The organism is Pseudomonas sp. B16120 (genome assembly GCF_044218845.1).
Classification (GTDB): domain Bacteria; phylum Pseudomonadota; class Gammaproteobacteria; order Pseudomonadales; family Pseudomonadaceae; genus Aquipseudomonas; species Aquipseudomonas paracarnis.
The window spans coordinates 2,216,067-2,234,090 of the sequence record NZ_CP162588.1 but is presented as its reverse complement, the minus strand read 5'-3'; the positions used below and the strand labels follow the sequence as shown (position 1 = coordinate 2,234,090).

Sequence of the window (18,024 nt, the reverse complement as noted above, 5' to 3'; positions counted from 1 at the left end):
TGACTAAAGCCAGAAATCGGCCAATTGCGGACATTCCGTCCTAATCACTGTAGGTCAATGATCATGCGTTCGGTTTCAATCGAATGCCTCGCAATCGTAGCCTGCCGTCTCAGAGTTCAAACTTCCGTCTCTCTCTCCAACCCTGCAAAGCGTGCCAAGGCGTTCAAGCAGACCAAAGCTGCCATTAGTGACCGACTGCTTTCGAGCTCTGAATAGTTACTCGTTAGGGCATATGTAAGCACTGCGTCTTCCCCCCGCCCCACGAACAAGCACCCGAGCAGCGCCGGCACATCCAAGCACTACAGACACCAACCACACACTGCGCACCACATCAATGCGTAACACCTGCTATCGCACGCAATTAGCGCACCTCTCCCGACTTCCCATCCTCTCCTACGCCCCTATTCGCGCAAGCTAACTCCTGGCACGCTTCATGCTCTTGTATTATTATTCAAGTTACTTGAATAACATTTTGAGGAATTCAAGGGGAATACCAATGACGCGTTTCACTCTAAAAGCACTCTCGCTGTCGCTCGTCACGCTGTGCAGTATTTCTCTAGTGTGCCGTCTCTGAAATAAGTTTCTAACCTGAGCTATGCTTCTGTGGTCAGTCAGTGCTTGGAGTGATCACATGAACTCTCAGGACATCGTGCTCAGTGAAGACGAACAAATTGAACTGAGTCGGCGCATAAGATCAGCCACGATCAGTCAGCGCGACGGTCGTCGGGCACGGGTGATTTTGCTAGCCGCTCGAGGTTGTTCTCGTAACGAGATTGCCCAGTTGACAGGTCTCTCCGTTGTTTCAGTCACCCGCTGGTGCAAGCGCTTTCAAGAGCTGCGTCTACAAGGCCTAGTGGATCTGCCCGGACGAGGTCGCAAGCCATCCCTATCGGCCGAAGCGTTGAAACGAACACTTGAGCAGGTCACTCAGCCGCGTATCGGTCAGCCTCGCTGGAGCTGTCGAAGCATGGCGCGAGTCGCCGGCATTTCACCGGCCAGCGTCCAGCGCATATGGGCCGCCAACGATATAAAACCGCACCTGACACGTACCTTCAAACTGTCCAAAGATCCAAACTTCGAAGAGAAGTTCTGGGACGTCATCGGGCTGTATCTGGATCCGCCGGATAAGGCATTGGTGCTTTGTTGCGATGAAAAAAGCCAGGTTCAGGCTCTGGAGCGTACCCAGCCTGGACTGCCTTTGGGGATCGGTCATATCCGTACGCAATCGCACGATTATGTCCGCCATGGCACCGTCACCTTGTTCACTGCGCTGGATTATCTTCAGGGGCGCTTGATCAGTTCCATAGAGCGCCAACACCGGCATCAGGAATGGCTGGAGTTTCTCAAGAAGATCAATCGAGAAACGCCCAAACAGCTCCAATTGCATCTGATCGTGGACAACTACGCCACGCATAAACACCCGAAAGTGAAGGCATGGCTTGAGAAGCACAAGCGCTTCCACATGCACTTCACCCCGACCTCCAGCTCGTGGATGAACATGGTTGAGCGCTTCTTTCGCGATATCACGGTGTACCTGCGTGACGGCAGTTTCAGTTCGGTTCGCGAACTGGAAAGCTCGATCACCACGTTCCTGGCACTGCGAAATGCGCAGCCGACTCGCTACGTCTGGAACGCCAAGGGGGAAGATATTTTGAACAAGATACAGCGAGCCCGTGAGGCAATGGTCTCACAGGCATGAGGAGCTTTATTTTTGAGACAGCACACTAGCGCACGCAGACGATTTGCTGCAGCGCATCAAGCAGAAAAACGAGATAGTCGTTGCCACCGAGGCGCGTTTCGCGCCGTTCGAGTCGGTAGAAAATGGCAAGATTGTCGGCTATGGCGCAGACCTGATGCATTACGTACTGGATGCTGACTTGCCCGGCGTTAAGGTGCGCCAGCTCGATCTACCGTTCCAGGGGATTTTGCCAGGCTTGGATACCCGTAAATTCGACTTCGTCGTGACATCAGTGACAGTCAATAAAGCGCGTTTTGAGCAATTCGCCTTTACCGTCCCCATTGCCGAGTCCACCGTTGCATTGCTCAAGCGCGCCGACGATAACAATATCAAGGCATTGACCGACTTGAACGGTCGGGTGATTGGCTCTCAGGCAGGTTCCGGCCAGCTGGCAGTGCTACAAGCACTGGACACCAAGCTCAAAGCTGAAGGCCAACCGGGCCTCAAGCGGATCAAAGAGTATGTGAGCTTCGATGAAGCTTATGCGGATCTGGCCAATGGTCGTCTCGATGGCGTGGCACAGTCGCTTTCCAACCTCGGCCCATTGATGAAAGCTCGTCCAGGGCTGTTCACAACGTTGCCGGAGATGGTCGGTCCAGTGACGTATTTCGGCTGGGTCGGTCGCAAGGATGCTGACAGCGCAAGCCTGGTGAAGCTATTTAGCGAGGGCATTGCCCGTGCAGGAAAAGATGGCACCTTAAAGACGCTGCAAGATAAGTGGTTTGGTTTCACCATGGACTTGCCTGCTGATGCTATGCCAGTACCGAGCATCTGAGCCGCTGATGATGAATGATTTCAGCAGCCGTCTCGCGCTCTATTGGCCTGCCTTGATCGACGGTGCAACAACCACATTGTGGTTGTGCGCCATCGGCATGCTGCTGGGTTTCATTCTCGGCGTAGTAATTCATCTGATTGCCAATGGTCGCAGCCCTGCCGGCAGAGCATTCACCCGGGTGTATGTCAGTTTCTTTCGTGGCACGCCCATGCTGGCGCAGCTGCTGCTTCTGTTCTATCTCCCATCAGCCCTGGGCCTGGATGTGCCACCCATGGTGGCTGCTGCTGTAGCCCTAGCGCTGAACACGGCGGCTTATCAGTCGCAGATTCTGAGCAGCGGTTTCGCCGCAATCCCCAAGGGCCAGATGGAAGCGGCGGCCGTGTTTGCCATCGGCAAATACAACACGCTTTTTCATATCCAACTGCCACAAGTGTTGCGCCTCACCTCACCCGCGCTGATCTCCGAGTTGATCGATGTGATCAAGGTTTCAGCCGTGGTTTCGGTCATTTCCATCACTGATTTGATGCGCGTCAGCCAGCAGCTGGTTTCGCAGACTTACCGCCCGCTTGAGGTGTATCTGGTGGCGGGTTTGTTTTATCTCGTGCTGACAAGCCTGTTGAGCGTGCTGGGCAGCCTGCTAGAACGTCGCTGGCAGGAGCTCAAGTGATGCAAGAATTATTGAGTTATCTACCGGATTTTGCCGATGCACTGCTGATCACGCTAGGTATTAGCTTGACTGCTGCTGCCATGGGTTTACTGCTGGGCTTCGGGCTCAACGCATTGCGCATTGCGGTCCCGGGATTTCTGGCGATCTATCGCGTTTATGTATGGCTGATCCGCGGGACGCCGTTTCTCGCGCAACTCGCGGTTATTTATTTCGGGCTGCCAGTCATCGGTCTGCGGCTGGAAGCCGTCGAGGCAAGCATCCTCTCGCTGGCGTTATACAGCGCTGCTTATTTTGCTGAGCTGTTCCGCTCTGCCTGGGCCAGTGTGCCCAGCGGTCAAGTAGAAGCAGCGCGGGTGCATGGCATTTCGCGCAGCCGGGTGTTCTGGCACATACAAGCGCCGCAAGCGCTGGCATTCGCCCTCCCGCTATTGGGCAATCAGGTGATCCTGACCATCAAGGAAAGCGCCATCACCTCGATCATTACCGTGCCAGAGCTGACCATGACTGCCGGACGCATCGTATCAACTACCTTTTCCTACGTATTGCCATACGCCCTGCTGGTGTTGAGCTACTGGCTGCTGACCTCGTCGGTCGCGGCTGTCGCCAGCGCACTGGGGCGGCGCATGACACGCCATCTACGAGGCTGAACAGATGAATACCCTTCCGCTTCTCAACTTGCGTGGCGTTGGCAAATCCTATGGCTCGCACCGCGTGCTCAGTGAGTTTGACCTGAGCGTACAAGCCGGTGAAATCATGTCTTTGATCGGGCCTTCAGGGTCAGGAAAAACCACCGCCCTGCGCTGTATGAATTTCCTTGAGCGCTATGACGAGGGAGATATATGGATCGATGGTCAACTGCTGGGCTACAGCGGGCCGGGCAGACGTGAAGCCGACCGCGACAGCGAAGCCAAGATCGATGAGGTGCGCAACCCGCTGTCCATGGTGTTCCAGCAATTCAATTTGTGGCCGCACATGACCGTGCGCGAAAACGTCATGGCGCCTTTGGTACTCGGCAAGAAAATCGCCAAGGCCGAGGCGCGCAACCTGGCTGATCAGGCACTGGCACGTGTCGGCCTGAGCGCCAAGGCGGACGCGTACCCCGCTCGCCTTTCCGGTGGACAACAGCAACGAGTCGGCATTGCCCGGGCACTGGCGGTAAAACCGCGGTTGATGCTGCTCGATGAACCGACCTCGGCGCTGGACCCTGAACTGGTTGAGGAAGTGCTGCAGGTCATTCGCAGCCTCGCGAACGATGGCATGACCATGGTGATGGTGACCCATGAAATGAGCTTCGCTGCACAGATATCCAGTCAGGTGGTGTTTATGGAAGCAGGAAAAATAATTGAAACCGGTACTCCGCAGGCACTGTTCCAGGCACCAAAGACGGAACGCTTACAGCAGTTTCTCAGCCCCTGGTTTAACCGCAGCCTCACTCCACGCGTGCAGGTGACCCCATGATTGCCGATCAAGTGATGCAAGCCGTTTCATCGGAACGATTGCAGCGTTTGTTGGAGACCCTGGCAACCTTCGGGCCCGGCATCGATGGCGGAATGAACCGTCAAGCGTTGTCCGAAGAGGACTTCCTGGCCCGCGCCTGGCTGATTGAAGAAGCCCAAAAGCTGGACTGCAAGGTGTGGACGGACGCCAGTGCCAATCTGTTCATCCGCCGCGAAGGCCGTGAAGACTTACCGCCAGTGATGACCGGTAGCCACATAGACACCCAACCCACAGGCGGCAAGCTTGACGGGTGTTACGGGGTGATGGCCGGGCTTGAATGCCTGTATGCGTTGGCAGAACTCAACGTCAGCACCCGTCGCCCGATCGAAGTGGTGGTCTGGACTAACGAAGAAGGCAGCCGCTTCAGTCCAGGAGCGATGGGCTCCAGCGCCTACGTGGACCCGGTACGACTGGAGACTTATAGAAAAAACCTTGACGCCGCGGGTATCTCGGTAGGAGAGGCACTGGACGCTCACGCCCTGCGCTTTGCCGATCTGCCGCAGCGCGAGAAAATCGCCACACACGCCTTTGTCGAGTTGCACATTGAGCAAGGCCCGGTATTGGAGCAAGCCAATGTCCCGCTGGGAGTGGTTTCCGGTATTCAGGGCGTGCGCTGGTATCAAGTGCGCTGCAAGGGTGCTTCGGCACACGCAGGAACCACGCCGACTCACATGCGGCACGATGCGTTGTTGCTTGCCATGGAATCCCTCGGCCGCATCGACGCGCTGGCCGAAAGACTGGCCGGTGACGACAAGCGCCTGACATTCGGACGCTGGAACGTCTCGCCCAATGCAATTAATACGATTGCCGGTGAAGCCATCTTCAGCATCGACTTCCGCCACGCCGATCCGGCGGTACTCGACGCCTTCGACAATGCCCTGAGTGCCTGCCTGCCTGCCGACGCCGAACTGACCAGCCTGTTCAGCCACAGCCCGACCGCGTTCGATCATCAGGTCATCAATGTGTTGGAGAACGCCTGCGAAGCCACAGGACTGACTTGGCAATCGATACGTTCTGGCGCCTTCCACGACGCCATGTATCTGGCGGAGCACTGTCCTACAGCAATGCTTTTTGTACCCAGCCGGGACGGCATAAGCCACAACCCGAAGGAATTCACAGATCCCGCGCAATTGAAAGCAGGCGCCCAGGCATTGGCCTGGAGCCTGGTTGCACTTGCAGAACAACCCTGAACCCATAGGAACTCATATGACCAACATCACCCATAGCCACGACTATCCAGCCTGCTGCCAGCCCGACAACGGCTCCTCGCTGGGCATCAACGCCACGTTGAAAGAGCCGATCTCGACCGATGGCACTCCAGTCCTGAGCGAGAGCTACACAGTGCCTGCCCGTTGTGGTCGCGCTGTTCGCTTGAAAGCTGGCCAAGTCATCAAAATCGTCAACACCCACGGCACCCAAGTCTGTGACACCTGGCTGTTCAACAGCGAAGACATGAGCGAATTTCTGTCGATGGAACATGCTCGCGCTCATTGCAACAGCATCATCCCCAAAGCCGGCGACGCCCTGTTCAGTAACCGCCGCCGCACGATCGGCACCTTGTTGACTGACACCTCACCCGGCATTCACGACACCTTGATGGCTGCGTGTGATCTGCACCGCTACACCAACCTGGGAGTCGAGGGTTATCACGATAGCTGCGCGGATAACATGCGTCTGGCCTTGCAGGCTATTGGTCTGCGCTCCCATGAAGTTCCGCAGCCTTTCAATCTGTGGATGAATATTCCGGTCAAGCCTGATTACACTGTTGAATGGCTGCCGCCGGTATCCAAAGCAGGGGACTACGTTGAAATCCGTGCAGACATGGACGTTATCGTGGTGATGTCTGCCTGCCCTCAGGACATCGTGCCTATCAATGACCTTAACCCGGTGGAAGTTACCTTCTCGGTTCACGGCTGATCGTCAATATCCCAGTAGACGACAGGCCTCCGTAACCCTAGGATGCCTGTCGCTCACTTCGTACATACTTTTCGAGGGATGCATGTCCACACCCAGCAAAACGCCAGTAGCCAAATCCCAGCATTCCGATGGTCTGCCGAGTTTGAGCGTTCGCCTTCGCCATGCGCGCAAGGTGGCAGGCCTGACTCTCAAGCAAGTTGCCCAAGCTGCCAACTGCTCCGAAAGCCTGATCTCCAAACTGGAAAACGACGCCGCATCGCCCTCACTGGCCATGCTGCACCGGCTGGCACTCGCGCTTGGCAGCAACGTGTCCGAGCTGACATCCGAAGACTGGGAGTCTGAAGAGCCCGTGCTGCGCGCCGGCGGTCGACAAGTGAGTCGTTTCGCACAAGGCACCGCGAAGGGCTATATCGATCTGGAACGCATCACCCATCTGCAAAAAGGCGGGCTGCTGCAAGGCGATATTCATATCGTTTCCCCAGGCATGGTCAGCGACATGATTGAGCATGCGGGTGAAGAGATGGGTTACGTGATCGAGGGCAGCCTCGACCTGACTCTCGGCGAGACAACCTACACGCTGAACGCTGGCGATTCTTTTCACTTCCCCAGCAACGTACCCCATGGCTATCGCAATTCGACCAAGAGTGTCGTCCGTATACTCTGGATCAACACGCCCGCAACCTTCTAATAATCTGCTGTCGGTAAATGGCAACGTCCGGCCATTGATCGCGCACCAATAGCAGCGCCTACCCTTCCCTGGAATAAACTGCTGCTGCCTCGACGCCTCGGCAACAATGTTCTTAAATCAACGGTATGGCGGGGATGTGCGTGAAAATTATCAAGCGTGTCTACGTCTCTCACACTGCCAAACCGGGTCGAGGAACAGTGTTGCGTAACCCAGCAATGGCGTGCGAACAATGCAACGAGCGGCTTCCCCATAGCGCATTAAATATTGCTCGCCAGTGGAGTTCACCCGCGAACTAGATGCACCAAATTCTCGGAAGTGGTTCGCCTGACTCATGCAGGCATGAATTCTTCTGGGTACTGGTCCTGAGGTTGCTTGAACTCAGGAATTGGTGGTTAGCCACTGATTTTTCTTGTTTATAGTCAGAGTCGGCATTACCGCCTCCGAGCTAAACATAAAAGCGAGCTTACTCGCGGTTAAGTGAAAAGGATGCTAGTGGTTGGCCTCCTATCGCAAGCAAGTTCACTCCTACGTGGTCGCGCGGGTGTACGCCGAAGTAATGGCGATAGCAGCGAATAAAATGTTGCACCGAGACAAACCCGCAATCGCGAGCGACATCCGGCATTTGACGTTGCCCGCCCTGCAATAGCTGATTCGCCTGTTGCAGACGCAAGTCAAGGTAATGCCGCGAGGGCGAACACCCCAGATTTTTTTTGAATAGTCGCTCCAGATGTCGACAAGAAATACCTATCGCTTTGGCCATTTCGTCGATCGGTAGCGTGCGGGTCAGGTGCTCGCTCATCAACGTCAGCGTCTCCTGCAATTTGGCTGGGGCATTATGCGTCCGCTGCAGAGGTCTGACCTGCCGGGCGACGTGCTTTTCCATTCCCAGAATCAGACCACGACCGTGGGAGCGGGCGAGCAGCTCGTGCATCAATCCTTTAACCGCCAGCGGGCCAACGCAGGTCAAACGTTGCCGATCAACGCAGAACGGCGCGGCCACCAGCGTCAACTCATTGAAGGCACCCAACGACGACGGTTCGGGTTCTGGCAAACTACAGCGGTAACCGTCCAGCGCGCCTACTTGCGCTAGCAACCAACCGGCGTTACCCATTGCACCGAGCCTAATAGGCTTCTTGGCCCAGCGATGCAGATGATGATGAAAGTCTGGAAGATCCATTTGAGTATGCAGGTTCTCGCCACCACAGACGATCAGCGCATCTAGCGGTTGTGCCTGATCTAATCGTTTGGTGGCGGTAGTAATGCCGTTGCTGGCGTTTAGTGACTGGCCTTCTAGGCTGAGAATTTGCCAGTGACAAACACTGCGTCCAGCAACTTGATTGGCCAGGCGCAGGGGCTCCAACGCATTGGCCAGAGTATAAAAGTCGAAGGCTTCCAATAACCAGAAGCCAATACGCAACGCCGGCGGTTGTGGATAGAAAGATTCGTTCAATTGCATGTCTCCTCCTATGAGCCAAGGTGGCTTAGCACTCGATGGAGCTCACGGCCAGCCCGCCACGGGAGGTCTCTTTGTATTTGTCATGCATGTCGGCGCCAGTATCGCGCATGGTGCGGATTACCCGATCCAGCGAGATGAAGTGCGTACCATCACCGCGCAACGCCATCTGTGCGGCATTAATTGCCTTCACCGCTGCTATGGCATTACGCTCGATGCACGGTACCTGCACCAACCCGCCGACTGGATCGCAGGTCAGACCGAGGTTGTGTTCCAACCCTATTTCCGCCGCGTTCTCCACTTGCTCGGGAGTGGCCCCGAGAATTTCTGCAAGGCCTGCAGCGGCCATAGCGCAGGCTGAACCAACTTCGCCCTGGCAGCCGACTTCCGCCCCTGAGATTGAGGCATTGCGTTTGCACAGAATGCCGACAGCGGCGGCAGCCAGGAAATAATCCACCACGTCGCTATCCTTGGCCTCAGGGCAGAATTTCATGTAGTACTGCAAGACGGCTGGAATGATCCCTGCCGCGCCGTTAGTGGGAGCAGTGACCATGCGACCGCCAGCGGCATTTTCCTCGTTAACGGCCAGGGCGAATAGGTTCACCCATTCCATGGCACTTAAGGTCGAGCCGATGACATTAGGCTTGCCAATTTCCAACAGGCTGCGGTGCAGCCGTGCCGCGCGGCGCTGTACATTCAATCCGCCAGGTAATACACCTTCATGCTTGAGCCCGCTATCCACACAGGTGCGCATGGCTTGCCAAATTTTCGCCAACCCCTGGCGGATCTCTTCTTCGCTGCGCCACTCCCTTTCATTCTCCAGCATCAGCTGGGAAATCCGCAGGCCATGGTTTTTACATTGGCTCAGCAACTGCGCGGCGGTATCAAATTTGTAAGGCAGTTCGGTGAGATCCTGATCTAGTTGGCCACTCGCTGCCTGCTGCTGATCGACGACGAACCCACCACCGATGGAGTAGTAGGTTTCGCCTAGCAGGAGGTGATCTTCGGCAAATGCGCTTACGGTCATGGCGTTGGGATGGTAGGGCAGGTTTTCTTCTAGCAGCCGCATGTCCCGCTGCCAGATAAACGGCACACGGTATTCACCGGCCAACAGCAGGCATTGCGTCTCGCGCAGATCCAGCAAGCGTGGCTCGATCAGTAATGGGTCGACTTTATCTGGCCACTCCCCCATTAGCCCCATGATCACCGCTTTATCAGTACCATGTCCGATCCCCGTGGCCGACAGAGAACCATAAAGCCTTACCTCGATGCGTCGCACCTGCGCCAACATTTCCCGCTCACGCAAGGCCTCGATAAACAGAGCCCCGGCACGCATTGGGCCGACGGTGTGGGAACTGGACGGGCCGACTCCAATCTTGAACAAGTCAAAAACACTGATAGCCATAGTTGATCTCCGCGCCGCTTTAAGGTTGTCAGGAACTCCCCCGATTGTCGGCGCCAGTGATCATCAAGACGTGTCAGATATCGACTCCTAAGTGTTCACTAATACCAATTGCAAGCTGGCCGAGTTGATGCATGCTGACCTCGCGCCAGCAACTGCGGTGGTTAGGCAATTCGCCACGTCTATTCGATTCCGTCTAGAACCATGACATCAAGTCTGATTGAAAGCGCACGCTCTCAGAATTTGAGCCATCACCGGGAATGGCCACCCGAATGGGAATTCTGGCGATCGCGGATACATTCTAAAGAAGTTCAGACATACGTTTTCAGTGTGCAAAGGTTGCCCTAGAAACCATCCAGCGACCTGTCCGGGCGTAACGTCAAACCCGCCTAACGTAATCGAAGGGCTGGCCGTACTCCACCAAGGTTAAAACTCTTCAACGGAATGCATGGGGCGGATGCGGACATATCCCAACTGATTCAACATCCGCTCGATTTTCATTCGACGGAAATGCTGGTCGACGGCGATCAAAAATACCTCATGCTTTATTCGACATCTTCGGCAACCCTGACAATGACGTCTAACAGGCATCTCAACAAAGCACGTACCACGCGGGCCCCTTTTTCTTGAGGCTCAGATAATTCCACCGGATATCTACCCGATAAGAGTAACAGGCCGGTAACTATCGGTTGATATTGATCCTCGTGGCATCTGTAAACTGGCGGGCTTGATTAAGAACCACCTCTAGACTACGTGGCTGAATCGAGCGAAGAGAATTTGACCCTGTCGCCTGGCTGCAACAGTGCCGGCTCACCTGAAAAAGCAAAACGAGGCATACCGGCCTGGCCAATCACCGCCCATCCGAACGGTAAGGTGGCAGCTGCGATGCTTGTCTGCAAGCCATTGACCGCTATTGCTCCGGGCGCAATGCGAGAGGGTGGCGACACAGATGCTGGGAATCTGAGCACGCCATCTGCCAGTCCATCTAGATACAAAACACCAGGATGCGCTCCCAAAGAAGCGACCGTATAGCTATCTGCAACATGCTGCGCGACCCACTCTTGAACACTCAGTGCTGCTTCGGCGGCAATCCATGGCAAGTCAGGCCCCGCTCCTCCGCCATAGCGAACATCGATGATGATTTCTGCGACTTGACGTTCCTGCGCATGCCTCAGACATTCGTCCCATATGACCAGCAGCCGATCATGCCCTTGCAGGCGATTACCGACTGTATCGAAAACAATAACCAAACCACTAGCACCCGGTACGGTTTCCTTGAAGCCTGGCCACCCCATACTGATACCATCGATCTGCCAGAAAATATGCTGGGTGATATGGTCTGCGCGCTCTCGCGCAGACTCGATCAGCAACCCACGCTCACCTAGGCTGCTTACCCTGATATGGCGATTGGGGTTTATCTTTTTTTGTTGCACGTAAAGCACCTTCTTTTACGGCCTTTACAAAATCACTGTTCGGTTGGCATCAAGAAACACCCTCCGCTCGATGTGATACCCAACCGCCCTTGCCAATGTCAGTCCTTCGATGTCACGCCCTTTGGCGATCAAGTCTTCAGGGTAGTGGCTGTGATCCACCGCTTCCACGCCTTGGGCGATGATCGGGCCTTCGTCCAGGTCGTTATTGATGTAGTGCGCCGTCGCGCCGACTAGTTTCACGCCATTGTTGTAGGCCTGATGGTAAGGCTTGGCGCCTTTGAACCCCGGCAGCAAGGAGTGATGAATGTTGATCGCCTTGCCGTCGAGTTTGCGGCACAGCTCCGGCGACAGCACTTGCATGTAGCGGGCAAGGACCACCAGTTCAGCACCGGACTCTTCTATGACTTGCCACACCTGACGCTCCTGGGATGGCTTGTCATTCGGGTCCAACGGGAAATAGTAGTAGGGAATCTGGTGCCAATCCGCCAAGGACCTGAGGTCCGGGTGGTTCGAGATCACCGCAACCACATCCATGGACAGCTGGCCGATGCGCTGGCGATAGAGCAAGTCGTTAAGGCAATGATCCGCCTTAGAGACCATGATCACCACTTTTGGCCGGTGGTGCGGCGGTGTCAGCTCGAAGGTCATGCCGAACGCATTGGTCCGTTCGGCCAAACCAGCGCGGAACGCCTCTTCGTCGAAGTCGTTGGGCTGACGGAACTCGACACGAATGAAGAAACGGCCGGAAAGCCGATCATCGAAAGAATGGTGCTCGGTGACGTAGCAAGCCTGTTCGAACAGAAAACGGGTCACCGCATCCACCGTGCCCAAAACGCTTGAGCAATCGGAAGTCAAAATCCATGTGTCTGGGGCGCGGCTCATAGTGTGGTGACTCCTGTTGGTTGATGACCCGCAAAGCAGCTTTTCGTAGCAGTTGCCGGTAGGCTAAGTTCGGCGGCGAAGCAGTCGCAATCCGATCATCCCGTTATCGATTCAGAACCGGGGACACGGGTTTACGACTGCCGCGCGGCCGAACCCAGCCTTCGGCAGCTGCTACGCGAGATCAGCTTTTAGGCCTGCACGCTCAAACCATACTCAGCCGCGGCATCCTGCAACCACAGCCACCAGTAATCGGAGAAACTGCGGCGGATCACCAGTTCCCAGGTATCTTCGGCGGTGTGGCGGATTATTAGCTGCGACTTGGCGAACACGGTGCCGACAGCTTTACCCACCGGGAAGTTATTGGGGTGCACGTCGTAGCTGGTGGATTTCATCAACACTTCGCGTACTTTCGGGCCGCTCAGTTCGAGAAGCTGTTGGCCACCGCTGACGTTAACGATGGAGATGTGAAGAGCACCCAGCGCTTCACGCAGCTTTTTCTCGGCAGCAAACTCTTCGCCAGTTGGCACGATCAGCAGCCATTCGTCCGGGCCCAACCATTGCAGGCTGGTTTCGCCCTTGGCGACGACGGTCAGGGCCATTGGCAACTCCAGGCCCAGAGCCTTGTGCACACCGCCAGCGAAAGCTGGGTCATGGCCGTTACCACGAATGGTCAGGTGACCAAGGAGTTTCCTTTCACGCACGGTGACACTGGCGTTTTTGCAGCCCTTGCCCACCAGGCTGGCGAGATCGGCATGATGCAGCGACGACTCGCTCTTTGCGCCGGTGGCTGGGCGTTGTTGGTAAACATTGGCTGCGGTCATAAAGCACCTGTCTTGAATTCTGTTGTGCAGCTCGCTAATCATTCCCACGCTCTGCGTGGGAATGCATCTCGTGACGCTCCGCGTTTCATGCGGAGCGCCCATGACGGCGTTCCCATGCGGATCAGGTAGCGATCAATTACACGTTCTGTTGTTCGCCTTTCGGATCGAAGAACACCGAAGAAACGATTTCCGCTTCGATCACACTGCCGTCGGCCAGAGGTGCGAAAACACGCTCGCCCATACGCTTAAGGCCGCCTTTGACCACACCTAGGGCAAATGAGTAGCCCAACGTACCGCAGGTGTAGCTGGATGTGACGTGACCGACCATGCTCATCGGAATGGCTCGGTTGGTGTTGAACACCAATTGCGCGCCTTCAGGTAGCCATTTGGTCGGGTCGATCGGCTTGAGGCCAACCAACTGTTTACGTTGATCACGTACGCAGTCTTCGCGGTTCATACCGCGCCAGCCGAGCCACGAGAACGGTTTGGTCCGGCCGACACACCAGCCCATGTTCAGGTCGTCCGGGGTCATCGAGCTGTCGGTGTCTTGACCGACGATGATGAAGCCCTTCTCGGCCCGCAGTACGTGCATGGTTTCGGTGCCATACGGCGTCAGGTTGTACTGCTTGCCCGCTTCGACGATTTTTTCCAGAACGCCCATGGCGTAGTCGGCCTGCACGTTGACTTCGTACGACAGTTCTCCAGTGAACGAGATACGGAAAACCCGCGCCGGCACACCGCCGACCAAACCTTCTTTCCAGGTCATGAACGGGAAGCCGTCCCTGTCCAGGTCGATGTCGGTGACTTCGCTGAGCAGCTTGCGGCTGTTCGGCCCGGACAAGGTCATGGTCGCCCAGTGGTCGGTGACCGAAGTGAAGTACACCTTCAGGTCTGGCCACTCGGTCTGCTGGTAGATTTCCAGCCATTGCAGCACGCGTGCAGCGCCGCCAGTGGTAGTGGTCATCACGAAATGGTTGTCCGCAAGACAAGCCGTTACGCCGTCGTCGAAAACCATGCCGTCCTCTTTGCACATCAGGCCGTAACGCGCCTTGCCCACATCGAGCTTGGTCCAGGCGTTGGTGTAGATGCGGTTGAGGAACTCTCGTGCATCCGGGCCCTGGATATCGATCTTACCGAGTGTCGAGGCATCGAGCAGGCCAACGCTGTCGCGCACGGCTTTGCATTCGCGATTGACGGCGGCATGCATGTCCTCACCTTTCTTCGGGAAGTACCATGGACGCTTCCATTGGCCGACGTCTTCGAACTCGGCGCCGTTCTTCACGTGCCAGGCTTGCAGAGCGGTGTAACGCACCGGCTCAAAGATATGCCCACAGTGGCGACCGGCTACTGCGCCGAAGGTCACCGGCGTGTAGTTCGGGCGGAACATGGTGGTGCCCATTTCCGGGATGGTCACGTTCAGTGAACGCGCCGCGATGGCCAGACCGTTGACGTTACCCAACTTGCCCTGATCGGTGCCGAAGCCCAGCGCGGTGTAGCGTTTGACGTGCTCGACCGACTCGAAGCCCTCGCGGGTCGCTAGCTCGATGGCGGCAGCGGTGACATCGTTTTGCAGGTCGACGAATTGCTTCGGCGCGCGAGCAGTCGGTTTGTCGTGCGGCACCTGAAACAGCGCCAGTGTTGGCTCTTCAGCGCGGCTCAGGGCTTTGGGCAAGATGCCTTCGACGACTTTGAAACCAGCTTCGCTGGCTGCGCGTACGCCACCTTCAAAGCCATCGGCCAGCGCGTCGCCCAAGGCGTAGACGCCATTGACGCCGCCGACGCAGACGCGCTTCTGTGGCGCTTCACCCGGTACGAAACCGAGGATGTCTTCACGCCAGACCGGCTTGCCGCCCAAGTGCGAAGCCAGGTGAACGATAGGGCTGTAGCCACCTGAACTGGCGATCAAGTCGCAGTCGAGCCATTCGCCGGAGCTGGTGACGCGATGACCTTCAACGTCGATGGCTGCAACACGAGCTGCGGTGACGTGCTTGCTGCCGCGGGCTTCGATCACAGAGCTACCAGTCAGAATCCGAATGCCTTTGGCACGAGCTTCTTCCACCAGCGCGCCGCGTGCACTGCTCCGTACGTCTGAGATGGCCACCACTTGCAGGCCTGCGTCGAGCCAGTCCAGCGCCACGCGGTAGGCGTGATCGTTGTTGGTGGAAAGCACGAGTTTCTTACCCGGAGCTACGCCGTAACGGCGCACGTAAGTCGAGACTGCGCCGGCCAGCATGTTGCCCGGCACATCATTGTTGCCGTAGACCAGTGGACGCTCATGGGTACCGGTGGCCAGCACCACACGCTTGGCGCGAACCCGATTTATACGCTGACGTACTTGGCCAACCGGAGCGCGGTCGCCGAGGTGATCGGTGAGGCGTTCGTGAATGGTCAGGAAGTTATGGTCGTGGTAGCCGTTGACCGTGGCGCGCGGCAATAGCACCACGTCCGGCAGAGATTTCAGTTCGGTGATAACGCTGGCCACCCATTCGCTGGATGGTTTGCCGTCGAGGCTTTCGCGGGAGTCGAGCAAACTGCCACCGAACTCTTCCTGTTCATCCGCCAGAATTACCCGGGCGCCGCTGCGCGCAGCCGCCAAAGCAGCCGCCAGGCCAGCAGGACCACCGCCGACGATCAGCACGTCGCAGTGACGGTTCATGTAGTCGTAGGTATCCGGATCGTTCTCGATCGGCGAACGACCAAGACCTGCGGCCTTACGAATGTACTTCTCGTAGGTCATCCAGAACGATTGCGGGTACATGAAGGTTTTGTAGTAGAAACCCGGTGGCATGAGCTTGCCGCCGACTTTGCCAAGAATCCCCATCACGTCATTGTTGACGCTTGGCCAGCCGTTGGTGCTGGTGGCGACCAGGCCCGAATACAAGGCCTGTTGCGTGGCGCGGACGTTGGGGATTTGGGTCGCTTCGGTGGCGCCGATCTGCAAGACCGCATTCGGCTCTTCGGAGCCTGCGGCGAAGATCCCACGCGGGCGGGAATACTTGAAGCTGCGACCAATCACATCCACGCCATTGGCCAGCAGAGCAGCGGCCAGGGTGTCGCCTTCGAAGCCCTGATAAGTCTGACCGTTGAAGGTGAAGTTCAACACCTTGCTGCGGTCGATGCGGCCGCCATTGGACAGACGATTGATCTGACTCATACCTTCTCTCCCAGACCAGTGGCGACTTTCTTCGTCTCTGTCTTACCGGTGAATTGCGGCTTGGCGCCGATCTTGTAGGTTTCGAGAATTTCGTAAGTCACGGTGTCACGGGTGGCATTGAAATACTGACGGCAACCGGCCACGTGATCCCAAAGTTCATGGTGCAACCCGCGTGGGTTGTCACGGAAGAACATGTAGTCGCCCCACTCCTCGTCGGTGCAGGCAGCCGGGTCTAGTGGACGCGGGATGTGAGCCTGGCCGGATGCGTGGAATTCCTCTTCGGAGCGCAGTTCGCCACAGTGAGGACAGAAGATATGCAACATAGAGATTTCTCCTGTTAGTGGGCGACAGCCGCTGCGCCGTGTTCATCGATCAACGCACCGTTGTGGAAACGGTCGATGGAGAAAGGTTTTGCCAGCGGGTGCATTTCGCCCTTGGCGAGGCTGGCGGCAAACACGTTGCCCGAGCCCGGCGTGGCCTTGAAGCCGCCGGTGCCCCAACCGCAGTTGAAGAACATGTTCGGCACTGGCGTCTTGGAAATGATCGGGCAAGCGTCCGGCGTGGTGTCGACGATGCCGCCCCACTGACGGTTCATGCGCACGCGGGACAGCACCGGGAACATCTCGACGATGGCCTGCACGGTGTGTTCGATCACCGGATAAGAGCCGCGCTGGCCATAACCGTTGTAGCCGTCGATGCCGGCGCCGATCACCAGGTCGCCCTTGTCGGACTGGCTGATATAACCGTGTACGGCGTTGGACATGATCACGCTGTCGATAATCGGCTTGATCGGCTCGGACACCAGCGCTTGCAGCGGGTGGGATTCGATCGGCAAACGGAAGCCCGCCAGTTTCGCCATGTGCCCGGAGTTACCGGCCGTTACCACGCCGACGCGCTTGGCGCCGATGAAGCCTTTATTGGTTTCCACGCCGACACATACGCCGTTTTCCTTGCGGAAGCCGATCACTTCGGTCTGCTGGATCAAGTCCACGCCCAAGGCATCGGCTGCACGGGCAAAGCCCCAAGCCACGGCGTCGTGACGGGCCACGCCGCCGCGCCGCTGCACGGTTGCGCCGATGATCGGGTAACGCGTGTTTTTCGAGCAGTCCAGGTACGGGATTTCGTCTGCGACCTGTTTTCCGTTGAGCAATTCGCCGTCCACGCCATTGAGGCGGTTGGCGCTGACCCGACGCTCGGAGTCACGCATGTCCTGCAAGGTGTGGCACAGGTTGTACACGCCGCGCTGGGAGAACATCACGTTGTAGTTCAGGTCCTGGGACAGGCCTTCCCACAGTTTCATCGCGTGTTCGTACAAGTGCGCCGACTCGTCCCACAGGTAGTTGGAACGCACAATGGTGGTGTTGCGCGCCGTGTTGCCGCCGCCCAGCCAGCCTTTCTCGACCACGGCCACGTTAGTGATGCCGTGCTCTTTAGCCAAGTAATAAGCCGTGGCCAGACCATGCCCGCCGCCGCCGACGATAACCACGTCGTAGACCTTTTTCGGGGTCGGCGTGCGCCACATCTTCTGCCAGTTTTCATGGTGGCTGAGGGAGTGCTTGAAGAGGCCGAAGCCCGAGTAGCGTTGCATAGTCATTTA

Annotated in this window: 16 protein-coding genes and 1 pseudogene; 8 read left to right on the top strand and 9 right to left on the bottom strand. The window is 57.0% G+C overall.

Translation table 11 applies throughout. The features are described 5' to 3' along the window. The first annotated feature begins 631 nt into the window (after nucleotides 1-631). From AB4P90_RS10670 to AB4P90_RS10635, 8 genes are all read left to right on the top strand, one after another. Nucleotides 632-1,699, top strand: coding sequence for an IS630 family transposase (locus AB4P90_RS10670; RefSeq protein WP_395605873.1), 1,068 nt, complete (start codon nucleotides 632-634; stop codon nucleotides 1,697-1,699). A gap of 43 nt (nucleotides 1,700-1,742) precedes the next feature. Then, a complete protein-coding gene (locus AB4P90_RS10665; RefSeq protein ID WP_395605876.1) occupies nucleotides 1,743-2,513 on the top strand; it encodes a transporter substrate-binding domain-containing protein in 771 nt (256 codons plus the stop codon). 7 nt (nucleotides 2,514-2,520) lie between these two features. Then, entirely contained in the window at nucleotides 2,521-3,180 is a 660-nt protein-coding gene (locus tag AB4P90_RS10660) for an amino acid ABC transporter permease (RefSeq protein WP_155717084.1), read from the top strand. Next, a complete protein-coding gene (locus tag AB4P90_RS10655; RefSeq protein ID WP_060766796.1) occupies nucleotides 3,180-3,827 on the top strand; it encodes an amino acid ABC transporter permease in 648 nt (215 codons plus the stop codon). Before AB4P90_RS10660 ends, AB4P90_RS10655 begins: the two co-directional genes overlap by 1 nt. 4 nt (nucleotides 3,828-3,831) lie before the next feature. Further along, nucleotides 3,832-4,638: an amino acid ABC transporter ATP-binding protein gene (locus AB4P90_RS10650; RefSeq protein WP_395605875.1), complete on the top strand. Its 807-nt coding sequence runs from the start codon at nucleotides 3,832-3,834 to the stop codon at nucleotides 4,636-4,638. Next, on the top strand, nucleotides 4,635-5,867 hold the full coding sequence (locus AB4P90_RS10645) for a M20 family metallo-hydrolase (RefSeq protein ID WP_395605874.1): 1,233 nt from the start codon (nucleotides 4,635-4,637) through the stop codon (nucleotides 5,865-5,867). The genes AB4P90_RS10650 and AB4P90_RS10645 overlap by 4 nt, the downstream gene beginning before the upstream one ends. A gap of 16 nt (nucleotides 5,868-5,883) precedes the next feature. Continuing rightward, nucleotides 5,884-6,594 (top strand): DUF1989 domain-containing protein, encoded by a 711-nt coding sequence (locus AB4P90_RS10640; protein WP_060766793.1) that lies wholly within the window; start codon nucleotides 5,884-5,886, stop codon nucleotides 6,592-6,594. 82 nt (nucleotides 6,595-6,676) lie between these two features. Then, a complete protein-coding gene (locus tag AB4P90_RS10635) occupies nucleotides 6,677-7,282 on the top strand; it encodes a cupin domain-containing protein (protein ID WP_060766792.1) in 606 nt (201 codons plus the stop codon). Between the two features lie 463 nt (nucleotides 7,283-7,745). Here AB4P90_RS10635 and AB4P90_RS10630 read toward each other — a convergent pair whose 3' ends face one another. From AB4P90_RS10630 to AB4P90_RS10590, 9 genes and pseudogenes are all read right to left on the bottom strand, one after another. Continuing rightward, on the bottom strand, nucleotides 7,746-8,738 hold the full coding sequence (locus AB4P90_RS10630; protein WP_060766791.1) for a GlxA family transcriptional regulator: 993 nt from the start codon (nucleotides 8,736-8,738) through the stop codon (nucleotides 7,746-7,748). Nucleotides 8,739-8,763: 25 nt separating this feature from the next. Next, nucleotides 8,764-10,140: an L-serine ammonia-lyase gene (locus AB4P90_RS10625; protein WP_060766790.1), complete on the bottom strand. Its 1,377-nt coding sequence runs from the start codon at nucleotides 10,138-10,140 to the stop codon at nucleotides 8,764-8,766. A gap of 394 nt (nucleotides 10,141-10,534) precedes the next feature. Beyond that, nucleotides 10,535-10,728, bottom strand: a pseudogene (locus AB4P90_RS10620) (hypothetical protein); the annotation flags it as partial. Between the two features lie 158 nt (nucleotides 10,729-10,886). Then, complete coding sequence (locus AB4P90_RS10615; RefSeq protein WP_196492685.1) at nucleotides 10,887-11,570, bottom strand: carboxyltransferase domain-containing protein; 684 nt, start codon at nucleotides 11,568-11,570, stop codon at nucleotides 10,887-10,889. A gap of 24 nt (nucleotides 11,571-11,594) precedes the next feature. Further along, the gene (gene purU / locus AB4P90_RS10610; RefSeq protein ID WP_060766788.1) at nucleotides 11,595-12,452 is read right to left on the bottom strand and encodes a formyltetrahydrofolate deformylase; all 858 of its coding nucleotides are present in this window, start codon (nucleotides 12,450-12,452) and stop codon (nucleotides 11,595-11,597) included. A 188-nt stretch (nucleotides 12,453-12,640) separates the two neighbouring features. Next, complete coding sequence (locus tag AB4P90_RS10605; RefSeq protein WP_060766787.1) at nucleotides 12,641-13,273, bottom strand: sarcosine oxidase subunit gamma; 633 nt, start codon at nucleotides 13,271-13,273, stop codon at nucleotides 12,641-12,643. A gap of 136 nt (nucleotides 13,274-13,409) precedes the next feature. Further along, on the bottom strand, nucleotides 13,410-16,427 hold the full coding sequence (locus tag AB4P90_RS10600; RefSeq protein WP_060766786.1) for a sarcosine oxidase subunit alpha: 3,018 nt from the start codon (nucleotides 16,425-16,427) through the stop codon (nucleotides 13,410-13,412). Further along, nucleotides 16,424-16,750 (bottom strand): sarcosine oxidase subunit delta, encoded by a 327-nt coding sequence (locus AB4P90_RS10595; protein WP_060766785.1) that lies wholly within the window; start codon nucleotides 16,748-16,750, stop codon nucleotides 16,424-16,426. The genes AB4P90_RS10600 and AB4P90_RS10595 overlap by 4 nt, the downstream gene beginning before the upstream one ends. A 14-nt stretch (nucleotides 16,751-16,764) precedes the next feature. Then, on the bottom strand, nucleotides 16,765-18,015 hold the full coding sequence (locus AB4P90_RS10590) for a sarcosine oxidase subunit beta family protein (RefSeq protein ID WP_060766784.1): 1,251 nt from the start codon (nucleotides 18,013-18,015) through the stop codon (nucleotides 16,765-16,767). Nucleotides 18,016-18,024 lie beyond the last annotated feature (9 nt).

Bases quoted from the DNA above. Each gene is read 5' to 3' on its own strand.
- AB4P90_RS10670 (WP_395605873.1), top strand. From the start codon at position 632: ATGAACTCTCAGGACATCGTGCTCAGTGAAGACGAACAAATTGAACTG.
- AB4P90_RS10605 (WP_060766787.1), bottom strand. From the start codon at position 13,273: ATGACCGCAGCCAATGTTTACCAACAACGCCCAGCCACCGGCGCAAAG.
- AB4P90_RS10600 (WP_060766786.1), bottom strand. From the start codon at position 16,427: ATGAGTCAGATCAATCGTCTGTCCAATGGCGGCCGCATCGACCGCAGC.
- AB4P90_RS10590 (WP_060766784.1), bottom strand. From the start codon at position 18,015: ATGCAACGCTACTCGGGCTTCGGCCTCTTCAAGCACTCCCTCAGCCAC.
- purU (WP_060766788.1), bottom strand. From the start codon at position 12,452: ATGAGCCGCGCCCCAGACACATGGATTTTGACTTCCGATTGCTCAAGC.
- AB4P90_RS10630 (WP_060766791.1), bottom strand. From the start codon at position 8,738: ATGCAATTGAACGAATCTTTCTATCCACAACCGCCGGCGTTGCGTATT.
- AB4P90_RS10595 (WP_060766785.1), bottom strand. From the start codon at position 16,750: ATGTTGCATATCTTCTGTCCTCACTGTGGCGAACTGCGCTCCGAAGAG.
- AB4P90_RS10640 (WP_060766793.1), top strand. From the start codon at position 5,884: ATGACCAACATCACCCATAGCCACGACTATCCAGCCTGCTGCCAGCCC.
- AB4P90_RS10625 (WP_060766790.1), bottom strand. From the start codon at position 10,140: ATGGCTATCAGTGTTTTTGACTTGTTCAAGATTGGAGTCGGCCCGTCC.
- AB4P90_RS10645 (WP_395605874.1), top strand. From the start codon at position 4,635: ATGATTGCCGATCAAGTGATGCAAGCCGTTTCATCGGAACGATTGCAG.
- AB4P90_RS10635 (WP_060766792.1), top strand. From the start codon at position 6,677: ATGTCCACACCCAGCAAAACGCCAGTAGCCAAATCCCAGCATTCCGAT.
- AB4P90_RS10655 (WP_060766796.1), top strand. From the start codon at position 3,180: ATGCAAGAATTATTGAGTTATCTACCGGATTTTGCCGATGCACTGCTG.
- AB4P90_RS10650 (WP_395605875.1), top strand. From the start codon at position 3,832: ATGAATACCCTTCCGCTTCTCAACTTGCGTGGCGTTGGCAAATCCTAT.
- AB4P90_RS10660 (WP_155717084.1), top strand. From the start codon at position 2,521: ATGATGAATGATTTCAGCAGCCGTCTCGCGCTCTATTGGCCTGCCTTG.